The organism is Allobosea sp. GW821-FHT10B12, from assembly GCF_059415545.1.
Genome location: NZ_JBWKNL010000001.1, coordinates 64080 through 85089, shown reverse-complemented (window position 1 = coordinate 85089; position 21010 = coordinate 64080). Strand labels below are relative to the sequence as shown.

General features: G+C 63.5%; 23 protein-coding genes. 10 read left to right on the top strand and 13 right to left on the bottom strand.

What is annotated here, in order from left to right; all coding sequences use genetic code 11:
* Positions 1-19: 19 nt before the first annotated feature.
* Entirely contained in the window at positions 20-1315 is a 1296-nt protein-coding gene (locus tag AC07O0_RS00415) for a hypothetical protein (protein WP_494619128.1), read from the top strand.
* A gap of 29 nt (positions 1316-1344) precedes the next feature.
* Here the strand turns inward: AC07O0_RS00415 and AC07O0_RS00410 are convergent, their stop codons facing one another.
* The 4 genes from AC07O0_RS00410 to AC07O0_RS00395 all read right to left on the bottom strand — a co-directional run bounded on the left by AC07O0_RS00410 (position 1345) and on the right by AC07O0_RS00395 (position 5305).
* Positions 1345-2106 (bottom strand): AAA family ATPase, encoded by a 762-nt coding sequence (locus tag AC07O0_RS00410; protein ID WP_494619126.1) that lies wholly within the window; start codon positions 2104-2106, stop codon positions 1345-1347.
* Positions 2107-2195: 89 nt separating this feature from the next.
* Complete coding sequence (locus AC07O0_RS00405) at positions 2196-2993, bottom strand: hypothetical protein (RefSeq protein WP_494619124.1); 798 nt, start codon at positions 2991-2993, stop codon at positions 2196-2198.
* Between the two features lie 1020 nt (positions 2994-4013).
* Positions 4014-4886: an alpha/beta fold hydrolase gene (locus AC07O0_RS00400; RefSeq protein ID WP_494619123.1), complete on the bottom strand. Its 873-nt coding sequence runs from the start codon at positions 4884-4886 to the stop codon at positions 4014-4016.
* The gene (locus AC07O0_RS00395; RefSeq protein WP_494619122.1) at positions 4883-5305 is read right to left on the bottom strand and encodes a helix-turn-helix domain-containing protein; all 423 of its coding nucleotides are present in this window, start codon (positions 5303-5305) and stop codon (positions 4883-4885) included. The genes AC07O0_RS00400 and AC07O0_RS00395 overlap by 4 nt, the downstream gene beginning before the upstream one ends.
* 63 nt (positions 5306-5368) lie before the next feature.
* Between AC07O0_RS00395 and AC07O0_RS00390 the strand changes: the two genes are divergently transcribed.
* A complete protein-coding gene (locus AC07O0_RS00390) occupies positions 5369-5746 on the top strand; it encodes a hypothetical protein (RefSeq protein WP_494619120.1) in 378 nt (125 codons plus the stop codon).
* A 33-nt stretch (positions 5747-5779) separates the two neighbouring features.
* On the opposite strand, the gene AC07O0_RS00385 is transcribed toward AC07O0_RS00390, so the two are convergent.
* From AC07O0_RS00385 to AC07O0_RS00365, 5 genes are all read right to left on the bottom strand, one after another.
* On the bottom strand, positions 5780-6007 hold the full coding sequence (locus AC07O0_RS00385) for a DUF4167 domain-containing protein (protein WP_494619119.1): 228 nt from the start codon (positions 6005-6007) through the stop codon (positions 5780-5782).
* Between the two features lie 11 nt (positions 6008-6018).
* Positions 6019-6177: a hypothetical protein gene (locus AC07O0_RS00380; protein ID WP_494619118.1), complete on the bottom strand. Its 159-nt coding sequence runs from the start codon at positions 6175-6177 to the stop codon at positions 6019-6021.
* Positions 6178-6422: 245 nt separating this feature from the next.
* Positions 6423-6680 (bottom strand): hypothetical protein, encoded by a 258-nt coding sequence (locus AC07O0_RS00375; RefSeq protein WP_494619117.1) that lies wholly within the window; start codon positions 6678-6680, stop codon positions 6423-6425.
* Between the two features lie 94 nt (positions 6681-6774).
* On the bottom strand, positions 6775-7245 hold the full coding sequence (locus AC07O0_RS00370) for a hypothetical protein (RefSeq protein WP_494619116.1): 471 nt from the start codon (positions 7243-7245) through the stop codon (positions 6775-6777).
* A 145-nt stretch (positions 7246-7390) separates the two neighbouring features.
* Complete coding sequence (locus AC07O0_RS00365; RefSeq protein WP_494619115.1) at positions 7391-7765, bottom strand: winged helix-turn-helix transcriptional regulator; 375 nt, start codon at positions 7763-7765, stop codon at positions 7391-7393.
* Positions 7766-7876: 111 nt separating this feature from the next.
* On the opposite strand from AC07O0_RS00365, the gene AC07O0_RS00360 reads away from it, so the two are divergent.
* Both AC07O0_RS00360 and AC07O0_RS00355 read left to right on the top strand, forming a co-directional pair.
* Positions 7877-8743 (top strand): NAD(P)-dependent oxidoreductase, encoded by an 867-nt coding sequence (locus AC07O0_RS00360; protein WP_494619113.1) that lies wholly within the window; start codon positions 7877-7879, stop codon positions 8741-8743.
* Positions 8744-9045: 302 nt separating this feature from the next.
* Entirely contained in the window at positions 9046-11721 is a 2676-nt protein-coding gene (locus tag AC07O0_RS00355; RefSeq protein ID WP_494620622.1) for a phosphoenolpyruvate carboxylase, read from the top strand.
* A 120-nt stretch (positions 11722-11841) separates the two neighbouring features.
* Here the strand turns inward: AC07O0_RS00355 and AC07O0_RS00350 are convergent, their stop codons facing one another.
* The 3 genes from AC07O0_RS00350 to AC07O0_RS00340 all read right to left on the bottom strand — a co-directional run bounded on the left by AC07O0_RS00350 (position 11842) and on the right by AC07O0_RS00340 (position 13403).
* On the bottom strand, positions 11842-12132 hold the full coding sequence (locus tag AC07O0_RS00350; RefSeq protein ID WP_454024000.1) for a hypothetical protein: 291 nt from the start codon (positions 12130-12132) through the stop codon (positions 11842-11844).
* Positions 12133-12297: 165 nt separating this feature from the next.
* Positions 12298-12657: a hypothetical protein gene (locus AC07O0_RS00345; protein ID WP_494619111.1), complete on the bottom strand. Its 360-nt coding sequence runs from the start codon at positions 12655-12657 to the stop codon at positions 12298-12300.
* 218 nt (positions 12658-12875) lie between these two features.
* Positions 12876-13403 (bottom strand): hypothetical protein, encoded by a 528-nt coding sequence (locus tag AC07O0_RS00340; protein ID WP_494619110.1) that lies wholly within the window; start codon positions 13401-13403, stop codon positions 12876-12878.
* A gap of 258 nt (positions 13404-13661) precedes the next feature.
* Here AC07O0_RS00340 and AC07O0_RS00335 point away from each other — a divergent pair, with 258 nt between their 5' ends.
* The 6 genes from AC07O0_RS00335 to AC07O0_RS00310 all read left to right on the top strand — a co-directional run bounded on the left by AC07O0_RS00335 (position 13662) and on the right by AC07O0_RS00310 (position 20016).
* Entirely contained in the window at positions 13662-15242 is a 1581-nt protein-coding gene (locus AC07O0_RS00335) for an AMP-binding protein (protein ID WP_494619109.1), read from the top strand.
* A 29-nt stretch (positions 15243-15271) separates the two neighbouring features.
* The gene (locus AC07O0_RS00330; RefSeq protein WP_494619107.1) at positions 15272-15925 is read left to right on the top strand and encodes a DUF1190 domain-containing protein; all 654 of its coding nucleotides are present in this window, start codon (positions 15272-15274) and stop codon (positions 15923-15925) included.
* A gap of 224 nt (positions 15926-16149) precedes the next feature.
* Positions 16150-17370, top strand: coding sequence for a tyrosine-type recombinase/integrase (locus tag AC07O0_RS00325; RefSeq protein ID WP_494619105.1), 1221 nt, complete (start codon positions 16150-16152; stop codon positions 17368-17370).
* Positions 17371-18125: 755 nt separating this feature from the next.
* Positions 18126-18392 carry a type II toxin-antitoxin system ParD family antitoxin gene (locus AC07O0_RS00320; protein WP_494619104.1) on the top strand — a complete coding sequence of 89 codons (267 nt, stop codon included), beginning with the start codon at positions 18126-18128 and terminating at the stop codon, positions 18390-18392.
* Entirely contained in the window at positions 18392-18691 is a 300-nt protein-coding gene (locus AC07O0_RS00315; protein WP_494619102.1) for a type II toxin-antitoxin system RelE/ParE family toxin, read from the top strand. Before AC07O0_RS00320 ends, AC07O0_RS00315 begins: the two co-directional genes overlap by 1 nt.
* Entirely contained in the window at positions 18688-20016 is a 1329-nt protein-coding gene (locus AC07O0_RS00310) for a YiiX/YebB-like N1pC/P60 family cysteine hydrolase (RefSeq protein WP_494619101.1), read from the top strand. Before AC07O0_RS00315 ends, AC07O0_RS00310 begins: the two co-directional genes overlap by 4 nt.
* A 34-nt stretch (positions 20017-20050) precedes the next feature.
* On the opposite strand, the gene AC07O0_RS00305 is transcribed toward AC07O0_RS00310, so the two are convergent.
* On the bottom strand, positions 20051-21001 hold the full coding sequence (locus AC07O0_RS00305; RefSeq protein ID WP_494619100.1) for a M48 family metalloprotease: 951 nt from the start codon (positions 20999-21001) through the stop codon (positions 20051-20053).
* Positions 21002-21010 lie beyond the last annotated feature (9 nt).

The window sequence follows — 21010 nt, the reverse complement described above, 5'->3', positions numbered from 1 at the left end:
TCGAATTCTGGGGGGTATGATGAACGAGGTAGCTCAAGAGGCAGTGTTGCGGCCTGAAATCATCCCAGTCTCCCTCTTTTCGAAAAAGAACAATAAGACGACCGCGTTGATTAATAATTCAAAGCAAGATTTTGCTTTCGAAGCTAAACAGAGGTGGTTCGAGTTTGATTTTTCCGAGAATGTTTATGTTCAATCTATACAGATAATTGCATCTGGGTATGATGATTGGAACGCGGTAACTTTGGAGCTTATTCATGTATCCGGAAAAACAACGGAGTTAAAATCAAATTTTTCGGACGGAAGATTTTTATTAGGGGTAGGCCGCTTCGTAAGCGGGTTTCGCTTTCGTCCTGATGTCAGATTTACCATTTTTACCAATCAACTTATTTCAAGCGTGATTGTAACCGGGTATACACCAGCTGAGTTTGCTCAATTGGAAGAGGAGACGGGCCAAATTTCGCGCGACAAAGCAGATCTCCAAGCGCGTCTCGCTTCAATTGTCGAGCGAGAAAAATCGGCATCTGAAAAGGAGAGTGCCGCCGAAGCGTACGTAAATGAACTTAAAGCAGAAAGCAGTCAACTCGACAAGGATATAGGACAGGCTAATGCTCAGTTTGATACACTAAAAGCTGAGATATCTCAAAATATAAAACGGAAAGACGAGCTTATTTCTGCGTCAGATGACCTTAAAAGTAAGCTCGAAAATCTTCGATCAGAACGGAGAGTTGAAGAGTCTGAGCTAAATGACAGAAAAAATGAGAGATCTAAACTTATAGAAGAGCTTCGCTTGTTTCCGAGTGAAATTAGTGGATTTGTTCAAGAGGCAAAGCGCAGTATTTTATCTTATATATTTCTTTCTGCCCTGCCAATGGCGATTATTTTGTACGTTACATACAATCTTTATAAAAACTCAACTGATCTAACGCAGGTATATAAAACTGGAGAAGTGGATGTATGGACAATATTCTTAACAAGAATGCCGTTTGTTATCGTATCTATAACCATACTTCAGGTGTGTGGTGTATTTATCAAAAGGTTTATTAATGAAATTGTTGACGCTAACAATCAAAGATTGAATCTATCTGCTATTAGTATAATTGCCAAAGATGTCTCGACAGCTTCTGCCTCCTCATTGGATCTCTCGCCCGATGAGAAATTTGAGCTGGAAACCAAGCTTAAAATGAACCTCCTGCGCGAGCAGATGCAGAAATATATATCAGATAAGTACGAGTATCGAGCTGCGGCGCGTTTACCTTGGCCGCGGCGACAAAAGCCAACTGATTCAAAAGATGAAAATACAAGTGCTGATGAGTAGCGTTATTCGTAGTCAGCGCCGCTAACCCCTCACTCCTCCATCATCGTCTCCACAAACGTCGCCGGGTCCGCGCAGAATTCCCGGATGAGGCGGAAATGCTGGGTTTGCTCGATGGTCACCGGATCGAGCCCGTGTTTGCTCAGGGCCAGCAGGCGGGCGCCGGGATAGGCCATCAGGATCGGGGCGTGGGTCGCCATGATCACCTGGCACTGGCCGAGCCGGTCCATGTGGCGCAGCAGCTTGAGGAACTCGATCTGGCGGGCCGGCGACAGCGCCGATTCCGGCTCGTCGAAGATGAAGATGCCGCGGCGCTGGCAGCGCTCCTCGAAGAAGCGCAAAAAACCCTCGCCATGCGAATGGGAGAGGAAATCGGGCGGGGCATAGCCGGCAGCGCGGGCCGCGCCATCGAGATAGCGCGCCACCGAGAAGAAGCTCTCGGCCCGGAAGAACCAGCCATCGGTGACCTTGGGCAGCCAGCTCGCTTTGAGCGAGCGGGCGAGCGCGCCGCCCATGGCCTCGACGGCCTGGGCATGATCGACCGGGCGGTAGCCCTTGCCGCTGCCGGCCTCGTCATAGCCGGCGAGGACGGCGATGCCTTCGAGCAGCGTCGATTTTCCGGTGCCGTTCTCGCCGACGATGATGGTGATCGGCCGGTCGAAGGAGAGCTCGAACGCCTCGCGCAGGAAGGGCAGGCACCAGGGATAGGCCTCAGGGTCCGGGACAGCGTCGCGGTCGAGCCAGATGCGCCTGAGATAGGGCGCGGGCAGGCGGGTCTGGCTGCTTCGTCTCATCGGCTCTCGGGACCAGGGGGACGCCAGCCGGCGTCACGGAAGGCGACACAGATCGTACTGCGTTTGCCGATCCCGTCATCCGGCCGGCTTCAGTCGGTTCCAACGCCGTCGGTGAAGCGGCCGCGCAGGCGCAGGCTCTCCGCGAGGGCGCCTGAATAGCGGTGATGGCCATGATGGCCGAGCCTGGCGTCGATGTCGCACCAGATCTCGCCGTCGCAGCCATTCACCCAGCGGTCGCAGAAGGCGTAGTCCTCGCCCAGGATCACGCCATCGGGGTCCTTCATCAGGTCGAAAAGGCCGAAATAGCGCGCCTTCGGCGAGATGTTGTCGCTCCGGCCATCCCATTTGTATTCGGTCTCGGCGTATTTCGAGGCCATGGTCTCGAGCATGTCGCGCCGCAGCAGCATGAGCCCCGCGCCGACGCGCACGACCCTGGCGAAGCCGCCGCGGACGCCGGGGATTTCCCGCTTTCCGCTCAGGACGTCCCGGTCGTGGAACTCCAGGTTCCATTCCAGCGATGCGGCCTGGAGCATGTCGAAATTCTTCGGCTGGGCCCGAAGCGCCGCCGAGCTGCTGTAGCGCTTCTTGGCATAAGGGGCGGCGGCGAAGGGTACGTTCGCCTTCAGCATGCGCAGGACGGTGTGTGGCTGCCATTCCATGTCGGCGTCGACGAACAGCAGATGGGTCTTTTCCTTGCGCGCGAGGAATTCGGCGACGATCGCGTTGCGTGCATGGGTGATCAGGGCGCAGCCGCTCACCGCAAAAAGTGCAGCCTTCGCCTTGACGTTGACGAGCTCGACGATGGTGCCGGTAATAGACTTCGATGTCTCGATATATAATTTCCTGTCGTATGACGGTACGCCGATAAGGATGTCCCATTTCTTCATGGTCAGGTTCCTGTGCGTATCTGTACAGGGAGGAAACTAAAGAAACGGGCAGGAAGTAGAAGTTTTCGCATTTTTAGGGCTGATAGACATAACTTTGCCGGCAATATAGAGCTTCGCCTGCTCCCTCTTTGGTCTTGTCCGATTTTCTCACGAGATGACGGGCATTCGATCTCTCGCTTCTGCTCGGTATCCGAAGCCGGGAAACGTTCCGGTTGTCGGGCGACTCGATAATCTTCTTTAGGTTGCGGTGTGAACCTTGCCAAGCATCCGCGATTGCGTGCGATGCATGGCCCCCCAGCTTGGCAAGCCCGGCCGCATACATCATTGCGCCGCGACTCGGTCATCATGGCCCGGGCGGACCCGCTTTGTGTTCACGGTTGCGGTTCCCGCCGGCTTCCACCGCGGGGTTTGCGAAAAACGCCATCCGAGGGAGGGCGCGGGGTCGGGCGGTGTCGCAGTCGACGGCTGCGTGCCGAATGTCGATGTCGAATTGTCGAGGCAGCGCCACTGGCCACTGCCCGAACCCCGCGCGCGGTTCTCGTATGGTGCTCTCGCCGTCTGGTTACGTCCGGCAGGACTGGGAGGGCCTCTCCCATCGACGAAAACCCCTCCGTGGTGGAAGGAGCAGGCTCCGGTCGCAGAAGTGGATCGCACTTCTGCGGAGCTGAGCTCCTTCGAGCTTGCGAAGCTCTTTCGCCGCGGACACCGCTCTCCCGCCGGCCTCTCGACGCCTCGCGAAGCCCCCTCGGTTCGGGCGGACAGGGAGAAGCATAAAGCAGGTTTCAGGGGCGGGGATTGATTGGGGATTTGTCCCCGTCGGCTCGACCGTCATGCTCGCCCTTGTGGCGAGCATCCACGTCTTGAACACCGCTCTCGAAGAACGAAGACGTGGATGGTCGGGACAAGCCCGACCATGACGGGGAGGGGGAAGCTTTGCTGCCAGGGATGGTTTTGCCGGCGCGGCACCCCTGCCCCTCTCCTTCCAGGAGAGGGGTTCTGCGGCGCGGTTCTCAACCCATGTCAGCCTCCCGCAGGAAGGGCGCTCCGCTCCAGGAACGCCATGACGCGCGACGCCTGGTCCGGCAGGAAATGGTAGCCGTCCGCGAGGAAGCAGATCTCGGCCTGCGGGGCGGCGCGTTGCAGTCTTGCCAGCGTATCCTGTGAATCGAGCAGGACGTCCCGCCCGCCGAGGATCGCCAGGATCGGCACGCCGAGGCCGGCGAGCTCGGCGTCCGTCAGCCGGGGAATGCTGACGATGCGCGGGCGCACAGCCCGGCCGATCTCCTCCATCAGCTCGGCGAGCGGGCGCACCGCCTCCGGCAGCACCTTCGGGAAGGGGCCCAGCACCAGCTCGCGCGCCTTGCGTTTGCCCCAGCCGCCGAGCAGCAGCAGCGGCAGCGCCTTCAGCAGGAAGTTCTTCTGCCGGCCGATGCCGGCCGGGCCGATCAGGGCGAGCGCTTCGGCGAAGCCGGGCCGCCTGCTCGCATAGTCGAGCGCCAGCCAGCCGCCCAGGGACATGCCGACGAGCGCCGCCTGCGACAGCCCAAGGCTGGCGAAGACGTCGTCGAGCCAGAGGGCGTGGGCCTCCCCGGACAGCTCAGGCCTGACCCTGGCGCTGAGGCCGGGCTCGCCGATCATGTCGACCGCGTAGAGCCGGAACTTCGTCGACCAGAGCGCGACATCGAGCAGCCAGGCGGCAGAATTGGCCTGCGAGCCGTGGAGCAGCACGACGGGAGGCGCGTCTTCCGGTCCGCAGGCGACGACGAAGGTCGGGCCCTGGCGTGTCGGCAGATTGAGCTGCGTGCTCGGGACCGGCCACTTCGCGAGCACGCGCCGGTAATGCGCCTCGACCGCCGCCGCGGTGTCGGCGCTCCCATAGACGGGGTCGCTCATGGCCGGTTCCCGATCTGCATCTGCAGCATCTCGAGGAGGCGCCCGACATCAGCCGGATCGCCGATCAGCACGACCTTGAGGCTCCTCTTCTGCGGGTCGAACACCGTATCGAGGTGCAAAGGCGGGGTATCGGCATCGCCGGTCAGCGCCACGGCATGCAGGAAGGTCGCGATGCGCTCGGCCCGCTCGACTGAGACGTCGCGGATATCGAGGATGCAGGTCGCGCGGGCGGTCGCCGCTGCCTCGGACCTGCCGCTGGCGAGGCCGGCGAAGGCGTCCAGCCGCGAGCGGGCGATCCGATAGGATTTTCCGACCCGCGTCGCCGGCAGTCGTCCTTCGCGGATGTAGCGGAGCACGGTCTTGGGGTGGAGGTTCAGCTCTGCGGCCGCCTGCTCGACAGTGACGAGTCCATCCGACATTGAATGTTCCTTATTGTTCCCTTAAATTCCTACTATAGGGAATATAAGGGATCAATAGAGGTCATGACGACAGAAGGAGCCGCCGCGCAAATCGACGCGGGCGCCGAGATGAAAACCCGATTGCGAGCCGATCTGCGCGTTGCGATGAAGAGCGGGCGCGCTGGCGAGGCGAAACTGATCCGGGCGCTAGTCGCAGCGATCGACAATGCCGAGGCGCCGCCGGCGAGGGCCGAGCAGGGGGCGGTGGCCCAGCATGATTTCCGCAGCGGCTCGGCCGAGGTCGAGCGGCTGCTGCTGGGCAGCTCCGAGGTGTGGGCCGCGATCCTGGCGGAAATCGATGAGCGCGAGCATGCGGCTGGCGAGATGGAGCGTCTCGGGCAGACCGGGCTGGCGGAGGCGCTGCGCGCCGAGATCGCGCTGGCCAGGGCTTACGTCACGTGACGATCCCCTGCGCTGGAAAGGCGGGACGGGGCCTCAGGCGGCCGAGCCGCTGATCAGGCGATGGTAGTGCTCGGCATATTGATAGTAGCGCTCGGCCTCGACCCGGTCGCCGGCGAGGGCCTTGGCCTTGGCCAAGGCGAGATAGCGCTCATAGCTCGCCTGCGCGGTCGAGCCCCGCCTCGGCTGCGCAGCGTCGGCGCGTGAGCCCGCGCGGGTAAAGCGATTGTCGAAGGCAGTGGTTCTGGGTTGGTATGTGGACATGTCCAGCCTCCTCATCCCAGCATCTTCTTGACGATGCGCCGCAACTCCTGGCGGCTGAGGCCGCAGGGCTGCGGCTTCCAGTCAGGGGCGGATTTCGGCGGAAGCGTATTGGCGATCGCAGTGGCGACACGCCCGGTCTCGGGTGACTTCAGTTCGATTGATTCTTGCATTTATATCCGTTTGCCGCCCGGCCGAGGCCGTGCGGTCTTGTGGTGACATCGCCGGGCACGCTTGCGTGCGACGATGGTGCTGCCAGGGGCAGCATTCAGTTTTCGACGGTAGGGTGGAGGCGCGGCGCCGGTTCCAATCAGAGGAGCCAGCCGGGCATTCTTCGCCTGCCTGCTCTTTCTATCCGGGCAATGTGGCCAAATGAAGTTGAACAGACGGGCTTTTCTACTTCGCGGCTGCGAGGACCTTACGGAAAATAGTTCTGCGGAACAGTTGCCCTATGATGACGGCAGGGTCCGTGGAGGTTTTTCTCGATCGCCGTCATGGCTGCTTCCACCGACAGGAACGGCCCCTTCCGGATGTCGCTCAGGCGCGCAATCTGATCCTGGGAAAGGATGATCCAGCAACTGCCGTGCGGATCGCGAATGATCGAGCAGATCTGGCGTTCGAGCAGGTCGGAGACGCCCCAGTTGCCGGAGAGGTTGCACCGCACGGTCGTGTCCATGGCTTTCTCCGGGTTGCCCCCAATATGGCCATGGACAGGGTAATTGTAAGGGCTGGCGGGCCCGTCCTCATGTTCGGAGCGGGCCGGCCCGATGCTACGGCTTCGGGGCCTGGGCGTCGGCGAGTTCGTTGGCGCGCGTCACCAGCTCGGGGAAGGGACGCTTCGGCTGCGTGCAGACGATGCCGAGCTTCTCCTTGGTCGCGCTGCCGCGCCAACCATTGGGCGTCTTGCTGACGGCGACGTGCATGGCAAATTTCGAGAAGAAGCCGGTTGTCTCCGCCTCGACGCAATAGAGGATCGCCCAGTACGGCGTGATCGGATCCTGGTGGAGCTGGGGGCCGGCAATCGTGGCGCTGGTCAGATGGGGCCGCCCGGTCAGGACTCCCTTGAGCTGGGGCGTCTCGGCCAGGCCGAAGGCGACCAGCTTGCGGACCTTCGGCTCGTCCTGTGCGATCTGCCGGAGCAGTTCTTCGGCGCCCGGCGGCGGTGCCTTGTGGCCGGCGGCATTGAGACAGCCGCCGAGCAGGGCAGCGAGGGAAACGACAGCAGCAGTGCGGACGAGCATGGGAAAACCTGGAAAAGGCGCCGGCATCGCATTGCTCAAGACAGGAGACGGCTGCTGCCGGCAAGCACCTCCTGCAACCTCGCCAAGCTTCGCGCCACCCTGTTGCAATTTTGGCGCGATATTTGTCTCGGAGAACGCTTGGCACTCATATGGCGGCTTCGCTCTCGCCCTGCGCCCACGGCGCCTGCAGGCAGGCGGCTTGCGCCGCGGCGAAGTGGCGCGAGCCCCATTCCGCCAGGGCGTGGACCGCGCCGTTGAGCTCGGCGCCGGCCGGTGTCAGCGAGTATTCGACCCGAGCGGTGCGCCCCTCGTAGCTCCGGCGCTGGACGATGCCGGCCTGCTCCAGCGCGCGCAGCTCCTCGAACAGGATCTTCTCGCTGATGCCGCCGATGCGCCGGCGCAGCGCGCCGAAGCGGACGGGGCCGGCATGCAGCGTCCAGATGATCGTCGGCCGCCATTTGCCGGCGATCACCTTCAAGGCCGGCCCGAGGCCGCAATCGAACAATTCAGGCTTCGCCATTGCAGGGCCCCGCTGTCGCTTACATTTTTGTAAGTACTTGAACTATCGATATATTTCTTATCTTCCCTAGCCATGGGCGCGTCCCTGCGCCATGACTATGAGGATGAGATCATGAGTGATGTAAGCGTCATCGGCCTCGGTGAAATGGGGGCGGCGCTGGCCGGCGCCTTCCTGAAGGCCGGCAAGCGCGTGACGGTGTGGAACCGCAGCACTGCGAAGGCCATTCCCCTGCAGGAGCGCGGCGCCGTCCTGGCGGCGAGCCCGGCAGCGGCCGTCCGCGCCAGCCCGGTTATCGTGATTTGCGTCTCCGACTATGCGGCGACGTCCGCCGTTCTTGGCGCCGATGGCGTCTCCGGGGCGCTGGGCGGCAAGCTTGTCGTGCAGCTGACCTCCGGCATTCCGAAGCAGGCGCGGGCGCTCGAGGCCCGGATGCAGGCAGCCGGGGCGCGCTATCTCGACGGCGCCATCGCCGCCTGGCCGCGGCAGATCGGCGGGCCGGAGGCGGCGATCGTCGTCGCGGGACCGGTGGCCGTGTTCGCCGAGGCGCAGCCTCTGCTGGGGGCGCTGGCCGGAGTGAGCCATGTCGGCGTCGAGATCGGCCAGGCGCTGGTGCTGTTCAATGCGGCGCTGGCCTATCTCGCCGGGCACTGGATCGGCTTCAGCCATGGCGCGGCGATCTGCGAGGCGGAAGGGGTTTCGGCCGATGCATTCGGCGCGATGATGGCCTCGCTCAGCCCCTCGCTCGGGCAGGATCTCAGCCATATGGGCAAGGCGATCGCCGCGGGCCGCTTCGAAAAGCCCGAGAGCACGCTGCGCACGGCGGGAACGGATATCGCCCGGCTGGTCGAACTCTCCGCCGACCTGAAGATCGGCGCGGACTGGCCGCGTTTCGCTGCCGCCATCTTCCAGCGCGGCATTGCCGCCGGCTTCGGCGAAGAGGAGCATTGCGCGGTGGTCAAGGTGCTGCGGGCGGCGTGAGGTTAGCCGAGGTTCGGCCCGCCTGGGCAGGGCGGGCCGTTCGCTGTCCCCGAAGCGTGAGTTCTTGCTGCGGAGCGGCATCGCTTTTCGCAGTTGCAGCAAAGTCTGAATCCTGCTCACCTGCCGGCCGCCTCATCAAACGATTGAAAAAAGCGGAGAGCGGCGTGGCGGGTGTGGAGGAATTGTCGCCATTGGCGCTGGCGAACGAATTGTCGGCGGCGATCGTGCAGGCGCGCTCGGATGCGCGCGAGGACCCGTTCGGCAATCCGGTGCTGCGCGTCACGCTCTGGCTGACCCGCAAGATGGATCGCGGCGAGGTGACGCTGCAGGACACTGCGGCGCTGATCCGCCAGCTCGGCCGCGCCGCGCTCGCCGACCGGGCGGCGCGCGTCGCTTCCTATGTCGGACTGGAGCGCGACGAGAACGAGGCCTATGCCGCGCTGGCGCGTCGCGTCGCCGAGGAGGCGAGCGGGTCGGCGCAACCCTTCGAGGCCTATGGTGCGGCGCTCGCACGGGTGCGCTTCGCCGCCGTCTTCACCGCGCATCCGACCTTCGGAATGAGCCGGGCGGTGGCGCATGCGCTGGCCGAGCTCGCCTCGAACGAGGGCGAAGCGGCGGCGCTGAGGGCGGCCGATCTCTCCTTCCGGCCGGATGCGGCGATCACCCTTCAGGACGAGTTCGAGCAGGCGCGCTTCTCGGTGCGCAACGCCCGCGACGCGATCGACCGGCTGAACTCGGCCTTCCTGGCCGAGGCGCGGGCGCGCTGGCCGCAGCGCTGGCGCGAGCTCAAGCCGCGCGCCCTGCAGCTCGCCTCCTGGGTCGGTTGCGACACCGACGGGCGCACCGATATCGGCTGGTGGGACACGCTGCGCTACCGGCTGGAATCGAAGCGCGGCCAGTTCTTCCGCCTGCTCGAGAAGCTGCCGGAGGCGCCGGCGACGGCGCAGGTGAGGGCGCTGCTCGAAGGCGCGCATGCGGCGGTCGAACGCCAGCTTGCCCTTTGTCCGCCCCTGAACAGCAAGCCGGAGATCGCGGCGCTGCAGGCCTTCTCGCTAGCGCTGGTCGGCGAGCGCGAGGCGGCCCTGCCGGAGGCCTCGAAGCTGCTGGCGGCGCTCGATAAGGCGATCGTGCTGGCCGAGGACGAGGCGACGGCGGAAGCGCTGGTATTGGCGCGGGCCGGCGTGATCGCCCATGGCGTCTCGATCGCGCTGCCGCATTTCCGGCTGAACGCGTCGCAGCTGCACAACGCGATGCGCGGCGTCATTTCGCTCGACGAGGAACCGGCCCAGCCGGCGCAGCGGCGCGCCTTCCTCGCTGCCGTCAACCAGGCGCTGGCCAAGGCGAAGCCGACGCCGGTCGATTTCGGGGCGCTCGCGGTCGAGCGCGCCTCGGCGGCGCGGATGATGATGATGGTCGCGCAGATCGTGAAGCATGTCGACGGCTCGCGGCCGGTGCGCTTCCTGATCGCCGAGACCGAGACGGGCTATACGCTGCTCTCGGCGCTTTACCTCGCCAAGCGTTTCGGCATCGCCGACCTGGTCGAGATCTCGCCGCTGTTCGAGACCTCGGATGCGCTGGAGCAGGGGCCGCGCATCATCGACGAGGCGCTGCGCAGCCCGCATTGGCGCGACTATCTCAAGCGCCATGGCCGGCTCTGCGTCCAGTTCGGCTATTCCGATTCCGGCCGCTATATCGGCCAGGTCGCGGCGACCTTCTGGGTCGAGCGGCTGCGCAGCCGCATCCTCGAATTGCTGCAGCGCTACGGGCTGACCGAGGTCGAGCTCGTCATCTTCGACACCCATGGCGAGTCGGCCGGGCGCGGCGCTCATCCCGACAGCCTCGCCGACCGGCTGGCCTATCTCGATCCGGAATGGCCGCGGCGGGCCTTCGCCAAGGCCGGCGTCAAGGTCACGCGCGAAACCAGCTTCCAGGGCAGCGACGGCTACCTGCTGTTCGGCACCAAAGGGCTTGCCGGGGCGACGGTGGCGCGCATCGGAGAGGCCGTCTTCGCCGAGGCCGCCGGTGGCGACGACGATCCGATCTACGCCGAGCCGGACTTCGCCACCGAGTTCTTCCAGACCGTGCGCGAGGAGATGACCCATCTCGTCGACGATCCCGGCTATGCGGCGCTGATCGGCACCTTCGGCCCCTCCCTACTCGACAAGACCGGCTCGCGCCCGGCGGCGCGGCAGAGCGATGCCGGCGGGCCGACGGTGATCCGCCATCCGCGGGAACTCCGCGCCATCCCGAACAACGCCATCTTGCAGCAGCTCGGCTGGCTGGCGAACAGCGTGCATGGCATCGGCCAGGCGGCGGCGCGGGCGCCGGAGCTGTTCGCCACGATGCGCGACGGTTCGGACCGTTTCGGCCGGGCCTACCGGCTGGCGGCCCATGCCATGGCGAACAGCGATCTCGACGTTCTGCGCGCCTATCTCGACACGCTCGATGCCGGCTCCTGGTTCGACCGGGCCCGGCGCACCGAGAAGGAAGGCCGGCGCGACGAACTGCTCGCCGTCGCAGACGCGCTGGCGCAGCTCGACCTGGCGCCTGCGCTGCGGCGGCTGTTCTGGCGCTTCGCCTCCGACCGGCTGAAGCTGAAGGAGGCGGCGGGCGAGCCGCCAGCGATGCCGGTCCGGCTGGTGGCGCTGCATACGCTGCGCCTTGCGCTGCTGCACCGGATCTGGCTGTCGGCGACGCATATCCCGGATTTCCGGCCGCATGCCGGGGTGACGCGGGAGCTCTTGCTCGAGCGTATCCTGCGGCTCGACATGACCGGGGCGCTCGCGCTGCTCGGCGAAATCTTCCCGCTCAATCCCGATCCGGCGCTCGGGCTCGATTTCGGCGAGCCGCCGGGCCCCCGCGAAGGCGGCGCCTATGCCGCCCTGCATCGCGACGTGGTCGAGCCGATGCGCGAGTGCTTTGCGCTGCTGCGCGAGATCTCCGGCGCGATCCAGCACGAGATCGGGGCGTTCGGGTGAATCGCACGCCGTCATGCTCGCCCTTGTGGCGAGCATCCACGTCTTGAACGCTGCTCTCGAAGGGTGAAGACGTGGATGGTCGGGACAAGCCCGACCATGACGGAGGAGGTATCGGCGAGCTTATGCCGCCCGGTCGAGCGTGACCATGATGTCGGTGTATTCCGGCTCGTGCGGCGCGAGATTCCGGCGCGTCTCGTCGCCCCATCTGGCGAGCTTGACCACGCGGCCCATCGCCTCGGCTGCCCCATCCGTCTTGACCGGCTCGATGATGGTCAGGCCGCCGGCGTCGAGAAAGAAGGTGTGCTCGCCGAACAGCTCGCCGAGCTGGACGGTGGCGGGGTGGTTCTCCGGAATCGCCTGGGCGTCGAGCTGGTGCAGGGCGGTGTCGATGCTTGCTTCAGTCAGCTTCATGATCGGTCCTTTCATTGCGAGTGAGAGACGGATTCACCGATCAGATTGTGCCAATCCGATCGGATCCGGCTCTCGCGGCGCTACGCTTGGTCGGGGCAGGAGCGCCGGACTGCCCGTGGAAGCGCTCGGCCTGCCGGCCGGCACTCCCCAAGTCGGTCTGGCTTCTCAGATGCTCTCCTCGGCGATCAGGGTCAGATCGCCGTCCTCGTCGAGCGCGACTGCGATGATCGCGGCCGAGTTCATGCCCCTGGCCTGCAAGGCCCTGGTGGCAGCGGGGATGGTCTCGATCGATCGCCTGAGCTGCTGCAGATCGTCGGGGCTGGTCTGCGCGACGGCGCTGTCGACCTGCACGCGCAATCGCGGCGGCAGCGAGCGGCGCTCGATCACGATGGCATTGCGGATCGCGGTGGGATCCTGCAGGCCGGGGTTCTCAGGGATGGGGAGTGAAGGCGACAGGTCCTGCGCCGCGGCAGGGACGGTGAGCAGCGCAAAGGACAGGCCTATGACTCTGGCGAACTGACGCATCATTGGCTCCTTTCCATTGCTGGAGGGAGGGGCGAACACCCGATGCGAGATGACGCTAGAGGCGAAATCCGGTCAGCCTCTGGCGCTGGTCTGACCGTTCGAAGGTATCAATGCGACCGGAATGGGATGGCGCCGGTGCCGGCTCGTCTCGTTATAAAGCCTTTGCTTGGGCCGCAATTCCGGACGCAGAACCGCTGCGCACTTCTGCTGGAATTGCTTTAGCGCGTGCGCTCCGAGAGCTCGGCCGAGGCGCTGGTGTTGCGGTCCGAGATCGACTGGACCGGCTCCCAGACCGTGTAATTGTCCCGCGGGGTCGAGACCAGGTATTTGAGCTGGCTCTTGGCCTTGGCCGACAGCAGCGGGCTCGACTGGAAGCTGGCGAAGTTGGCATAGGCGCGGGCGCCGCCGTCAAAGACGACGACGCGGTCCTTCAGCACGATGATGTCGCCCTTCTTCAGCGTCTCGTCCTTGAGATACCAGAACGGGTCGCTGGCATATTCCATCGGCTTGACGAGCTTCGGCTTCGGCCCGTCCTTGCCGGCATCGAGCGTCGTCGGGGCCTTCTTGCGCTTGGGCCGCACGGTCATGTGCAGCGGCACGCTCTCCGGCATGGGCGCGACGGCCCGGCGCTGCGGGACGCCGAACAATGTTTCCCAGAAGCCCGCGGCGCTAGCCGGCGAGGCGACGGCAATCGAGGCCGCTGCGAGCGCAGCACCGGCTATGATCTGTTTCGAAATGGTCGGCACGGCTGCAATCCCCAGCTCCGCAACCGGAGATAGTGATAAGCCTGCCCGATCTCAATGACGACAGCACGACGTGATGAACGGCTTCTTCGTCACATTTCGGCGATTGCTGCGAACCTGTTGCGAGATTGTTGAACCGCGAGTGATTCACCAGCGCTTTTCGTTGCGATGCAGCACGCTTGCCGCGCCGGGCGCATTGCAACCATGCACCGGCCAGCTAGGTTCTGCTGTGGAGAGAAACTGCCTTGGAGCACGAGCCGAATGGCCGCGATCGAACTGCCGGCACAACCCTTCGACGCCGAAGCCGCCCGGGCGACCTTGTTCCAGGCGCTGCTGGCCGCCGCCGGCAAGCATGGCAGAGCCAGAGTCGCGCTGGAGGATCCGGAACGCAAGCCGCTCAGCTATGGCAGCCTGGTACTGGGCGCGCTGGTGCTCGGCCGCAAGCTCGCGGCGCTGACCAGGCCCGGCGAGACGGTCGGGCTGATGCTGCCGAACGTGCAGGGCATGGCGGTGACGCTGTTCGGGCTCTCGGCCTATGGCCGCGTGCCGGCGCTGCTCAACTTCACCGCCGGGCTGAAGAACCTCACCGCCGCCTGCGAGATCGGGCCGATCTCGACCATCGTCACCTCGCGGCGCTTCATCGACCAGGCCAAGCTCGACGACATCATTGACGCGCTCGCTCCCGGACGGCGGGTGATCTACCTCGAAGATATCCGCAAGGACTTGACCAGCCTCGACAAGGCGCTCGGCGCGCTCGCCTCGCTAGCGCCCGGGCTGGCCCTTCGCCGCCATGCCGCACGGCCCGACGATCCGGCCGTCGTGCTCTTCACCTCGGGCACCGAGGGCAAGCCGAAGGGCGTGGTGCTGAGCCATGCCAACCTCGTCTCCAACGCCCGCCAGATCTTCGAGCTCGCCGCCGGCTTCCTCTCCGAGCGCGACATCGTCATGAACCCGCTGCCGGCCTTCCACTCCTTCGGGCTGACGGCGGCGCTGCTGATGCCGCTGACCCATGGCATGAAGGTCGTGCTCTATCCGAGCCCGCTGCACTACAAGCAGGTGCCGAAGCTGATCGGCGAGACGGGCGCGACCTTCCTGTTCGCCACCGACACCTTCCTTCAGGGCTATGCCCGCGCTGCCGATGAGGGCGATCTCAAGAGCGTCCGCTATGTCGTCGCCGGGGCCGAGCGGGTGAAGCCGGAGACGCGGCGGATGTGGCAGCCCTATGGCACCACCATCCTCGAAGGCTATGGCTGCACCGAATGCTCGCCGGTACTGGCCTGCAATACGCCGGTCGCGACAAAGGAGGGCAGCGTCGGGCGGCTCCTGCCCGGCATCACGGCGAAGCTCGAACCGGTCGAGGGCATCCACGAAGGTGGCAAGCTCTGCGTCAAAGGGCCGAACGTGATGCTCGGCTATCTCAACGCCGACAATCCCGGCGCGATCGTGCCGCCGGAGGGCGGCTGGCACGACACCGGCGACATCGTTGCGATCGATGACGGCTTCATCACGATCAAGGGCCGGGCGCGGCGCTTCGCCAAGCTCGGCGGCGAGATGGTCTCGCTGGCGGCGGTCGAATCGATGATCGCGGGGCTCTGGCCCGGTCACAATCACGTGGTCGTGGCGCTGCCGGATGTGCGCAAGGGCGAGCAGCTCGTCCTCGTCACCGAAAAGCCCGATGCCGAGAAGAAAGCGCTGCAGGACGAGGCCAAGCGCCAGGGTTTCCCGGAATTATGGCTGCCCAAGGCGATCCTGGTCACCGGCTCGATTCCGGTGCTCGGCAACGGCAAAATCGATTATGGTGGCACGCGCGAGCTCGCCATCACGATGAGGCCGCTGCTGTGACGCCACAATCGCATGATCAGGGAAGCCGCATGATCACGCTTCTTCCCCTCGCTTTCGTCCGCGTGGCCGCCTTCGCCGTCGCCGGGATCGCCCTGACGCCTGCCGATCTCGCCGCCCAGGCGACCGGCCAGACCTATGTCCGCCGCGACGAATGCATCGAGGCCGGCAAGCTCTCGGCCGAGCAATGCGAGCACGCCTACCGCAACGCCCGCGCCGAATTCGAGCAGAAGGCGCCGCGCTATGCCTCGCGCAGCGCCTGCGAGCGGGCCCATAAGCGCTGCGGCGCCCAGGTCTCGACCACCGGCGGCTGGGACGCGCTGGCGCGCGGCGGTGGCGGCGCCACCTATGTGCCGCGTTTCGTCGGCATCCGCGTCACCGGCGAGGGGGCTTCCGGCAAGGCGCTGCCGATCATCGAGGGCACGGCCAAGGTCGCCTTCTCGGCGCGCCAGGTCGCGGCGCTCGACGACAAGGTCGCCGGTCGCCGGGCGGTGATGGGCGGCGGCGATGGCGGCGGGCGCGGCCAGCACAGCCAGCAGGCGAGTGGCCCCTATATCCGCCGTGGCGACCGCGACGACACGGTGCGCGTGCCGATGGAGCAGAAGAAGATCGGCTCCGATGTCGCGCCCGGGCTCTATGTCGATCCCGACGGCGTCGAATGGTACAAGCCGGCGCATCGGCGCTGAGGACAGCTGAGCAACCGGCGCTTGTCGCCGGGCGCTCCTATCGCTAACCAGTCTCGCCGCGCGGACGTGGCGAAACTGGTAGACGCAAGGCACTTAAAAGCATAACGCTTTGCCGGTTCCATGATAATTTATGTTGATTTTGCAGCTACTTATGGCATTATGAAGGGAGAGTAAGGACCCAAAAACGCTAGCACATCGCTAGCACAAAAACAGGAGGCTGACCGGTGGAACGGCATACAATCCTGGGAGGCAAAGTTCAGGTTTACCGGCGCAGCGGAGCCACCTGGCACTGTTCCGCTTCCATCGACGGCAAGCAGGCCCGAGCGAGCACCCGGCAAGAGAGCCTGGCCCAAGCCAAGGACGTGGCCGAAGACTGGTTTCTCACGCTGGTAGGAAAGCGATCGGAGGGTGTACCGCGCAGCGTGCTTGCGGAGCGCGGCTCAGGGCCGCCGACCGGGAAGAGTTTTACGGACGCCTCCAATCAGCTCATGCGCGAGATTGAGGTTCGGGCCGAAGGCGTGCGCAATCCCCTTTACGTCGAACACAACCGCCGACGCTTGCGGCTGCACCTGACCCCGTTCTTCGGAAAACTGCGGTTGAAGGAAATCAGCCCTGGCGTGGTGCAGGAATACCGGCTGCATCGGGCCGAGCAGTCGAAAGCCGCTCGCGGAGCGATCCTCGCGAGGAACACCCTTCACCAGGAAATCGTCCTGCTGCGTCAGATCCTGAAAACGGCTGTGCGGCACCGCTGGCTGGACAGTCTGCCGGACTTGTCCGATCCGTTCCGGGCGCCCTCAAAGATCAGCCACCGGGCCTGGTTCTCCCCCGAGGAGTATAAGAAACTCTATCAGGCGACCCGCGCTCGCATCCAGAACCCGAAGAACAACCGGTATAAGTGGCACTATGAGCAGTTGCACGATTTCGTGTTGTTCATGGCGAACACCGGCCTGAGGCCGGATGAGGCTTACCGCCTGGAATATCGCGATGTCACTGTCACCAAGGATGCCGCAACGGGCGAAAACATCCTGGTGATCGAAGTTCGCGGTAAACGCGGGGTCGGCTACTGCAAGAGTATGCCGTCAGCCGTGTTCCCGTTTCAGCGCCTTCGCAAGCGGAACAGCCCCAAGCCCACGGACCCGATTTTCCCGCAGACGCATAACGAGCTGTTCAACACCATCCTGGAAGAGGAGGGCATGAAGTTCGACCGCGAAGGCCAGCGGCGGTCCTCCTACAGCCTTCGCCATACCTATATCTGCTTGCGCATCATGGAGGGGGCTAACGTCTGGCAGGTCGCCAAAAATTGCCGGACGAGCGTCGAGATGATCGAAAAATACTATGCCTCGCACATCGCCAACAGCATCGACGCTGAGAGCCTGAACATCATGAGGAAGAAACCCTCAAAAAAGGCCGCAGCGAAGGTGCTGAGCCCGGAATTGGCGGACTGAGAGGTCCGGTACGCGGGGAAGGGGCTCTGCCCGTCACGAACAGCCCTGGCGGTCGCGCTCCAGAACTGGAGAGCACTGAGACGGCTACGACTAACGACCGGGAAGCCGGTCATGAGTTAAACGCGGTGAACGCCGCAATAGCGCTAACCAGCATGAAGATGCCAGTATGTTGGCGCCGTTGGATAAGTTTCGATAAGTTATCGGTCGATATACTTTAGTGTTATTATTTGGGCGATTTCGCTTGGCCGGAGACCTCTGCGCCGCTATACAGGGAATCGTCACGCGGGCGTGGCGAAATTGGTAGACGCATCGGACTTAAGCGATTGAGTGCTCCGGGGGAAATCCCGGATGTAGAACTGCCCAAACTCGGGGAACCCTGTCAAATGGCAATCCCGAGCCAAGCCCCCAAACCGAAAGGTTCGGGGGAAGGTGTAGAGACTAGACGGGCAGCACCTAAGGCGAAAGCTACGGTGAAGGGATAGTCCAGACCCCAAACGTCCCTCGGGACGGCGGCGAAAGCCGTAGTGGTAAGAAAATCCGTAGGGCCTTCGGCCCGTGGGGGTTCGATTCCCCCCGCCCGCACCAAATTTTCCAGAAATCAGCACATCCAGGGACCAATCTGCCGGAATCCCTGTCAGTCTGGCGGCAGCCAGGCTTGTGTCGGGCTCCATATATCGAAAGTGTTTTACACTTCTCTCAGGTTGTGGGACACTTTAAGAAATTAAGGAGGGCTAGTTATGAAGCCACAAGGCCAAATGACGCTGACGCTCACCCCGGAACTCGAACAGTTCGTTCGTGACGAGGCCAAGCGGGGGGCGTTTGCATCCAATAGCGAATATGTCCGCGACCTCGTGCGCGAGCGCTATCTCAAGGAAAGCGAGCGTGCCGCGAAGCTGAAGGCGCTCGACGCCGCGCTTGCCCGTGGAATCGCCGACGCCGAGGCAGGGCGCGCCATGCCGGTCGATGAAGCCTTCCGACGCCTCCGGGCAGAATTGAAGCTGTCCGAGGAAAGCGCCGAATAGTGCGGGTCGTCGTCACCGAGGCGGCGCTCGCTGACCTCATCCGCATCGGACAGGCCATCCGGCAGGACAGTCCGGCCCGCGCGGAGACCTTCGTCGCGGAGTTGTATGACCGCTGCCAGCGGCTCGGGAACATGCCCCGAGCCTTTCCGCTTTTACCGGATTGGGAAGCGTCCGGCGTGCGCCGACGCGTTTACGGTAACTACCTGATTTTCTACCGGATCGGCGGAGACGCCGTGGAGGTGCTTCACGTTCTCCATGGTGCCCAGGATTATGAGGCGATCCTCTTTCCGGAGGAATGATCTACGAATCTGAGCGTTACACCGCCAAGAAGGAGATATACGCCTGCATGATCACAGCCCGGCCTATGCGGCGTATCAAGGTCGACCTCCTTCGGCCGGGCGATATCGTGTTCACAGCCACCACCGGAATGACCAGCAAGCTGGTCCGTCGGGCAAGCAAAGGAATTGTGTCACATGCGATGATCTGCGTGCAGCACGGCTCGACCATCGACTCCACCGACTTTGGCGTCCAAGCCCACAATATTCAGCGCGAGCTTTATGGGCCGGAGGACACAGTCGTTGTTCTTCGGCTTCGCCAGCCGCTAAGCGGTGTTCGGTTGGGCACCATCATCGATTTTGCCAGGGCCGAGATCGGTACGCGGTATTCGAAGATTGAAGCGGCGCGATCAGTTCTTGGCGGTCCAAAGCCCCGGACGCGGCAGCTTTTCTGCTCAAGGCTTGTTGCCCGCGCCTTCGCAAGCAGTGGCGTGGACCTCGTGCCTGACCCTGATTACTGCACTCCGGAAGAGCTCCGGCTCAGTACCCTGCTAGTCGAACTCGCCGACATGACCGAGTTCGTTTCCGAGGCTGAACTGGCCGCATGGGAGGCGCGACCAAATCCCATTGCCGCGACGCAAGAGGCCCAAAATGTCGTGCTTGATGCCGCACGAAAGCTGGACCGCTCAGTGGAGAATTTCACCGATCTGGACCGTCTCGTGCAACAGCACCCGGAGTGGGATGACCTGATTGCGCAAGTTTACCGGGATTCCGGTTATCTCGATCTATGGAAATATAATTTTGCGATCAACCCTTGGCACTATGATCTCAACGAGATGGAGACGATTACGGACGACTCGACAATCGAGGACTTTCGGGCTTATTGCATCAGCACAATCAGCGAATTCTATACTGGCGGCTCACGTTTCGCAGTCAATCTGATACACTATCAGGCGGCACTACAGGCCCAAAGACGACGCACCACCGCGCAGCTTGTTGATCTCTATGAGCGATTGGTGCGCAACGATCAGCTCCGAGGTGACGTCGCGCTTGCCTGGCTAAAGCGCCACTTTCCCGACGATGTGGAACTACACCTTGAGCGCATCACACCGCATTCCGAACAGTGGTTTTCGATCGTCGATCGCGTCGAACCCAGGCTTGGCCATCTCGCCCGCATGTGGATTGAACGTATGGGTTCTGTCGATATTTGCTCGTCATGTGGGGACCCCGCCAGCGACTATCGTTTGTTGAACAGTGGCGAAGCAATGCCGGGAGTGCCTTCGCTTAGGCTCTGCACAGATTGCATCGATATTCGGCGCGCTGGCGGCGAAAACCTCGAATCATTCTGAATCTCGGCACGGATGGCGCCCAGGCGTCGATTTTTTAGTATGCCAGATCGCTTGCTGCCGGGCTTGCCGAGGCCGGGGAGGACGACGCGACAGCTTCCGTCGTTGGGTGCTGGAAAGCGTCTCTTGTGAGAAGCGGCAAACGCCGCAGGTAGACCTCATCGCGAACCGCCGCGACCCGCTCGTCACAGGTCGGATGGGTCGAGAGCATCGATGTTCCGGCAAAGCCCCTGAACATGATGCGGGCGTGCTGGCGCTCGAAATAGTCCAGCTCTTCCTCGGTCGCATGGATCTTCTCCAGCGCGCCGATCATGGCCTCCTTGGTGGTCAGCGCCGCGCCGATGGCATCGGCCCAATACTCCCGTTTACGGGATAGCCGGAGGACCGCCAACTCCGAGCCCCAGGTCAGCACCCAGCGGCCGAACGCCTTGAACCGCTCGGCCATCAGGAACCACACCAGGGCATTCTGGAATGAGCGGGCGAAGCCCATGCGCCGCATGTCGTTGTTGGCGATGTGTCCCAGCTCGTGGCCGATGATGGCGGCCAGCTCCATGGGGGTGAGGCGGTCGAGCAGCGGCGTTCCGATGACCACCAACGACTTTTCAGGTTTGGAGCCGATTGCGTACGCGTTGGCTTCCGCCATGGTCCCGACCCACGGTTTTGCCTGCATGCCCATGCGGTCACACAGGCGATGGGTGATCTGCGTAAGCGGATGATCTGGCCCGAGCAGGGTCACGCCGTTGGTTTTGACGCCGGACTCGCGTGCTCGGCTGAGACCCGCCAGGCCCCAGACCGTGCCCCATAGCGGCACTGCGAGAAATCCTCCAAATGCTGATCCGCCCCAGATGACGGCGCCGACACCTACCGGCAGGGTGACGAGGCCGCTCCAGGCCAGCCCCAGCCAGCTGCCGCCGACGAGACCGGCCCAGGTCGGGAATGTCGAGTTTCGGAGTCTTTTGTAATCAATAACCTGCGGCAAACTGCTCATGAATGCTAT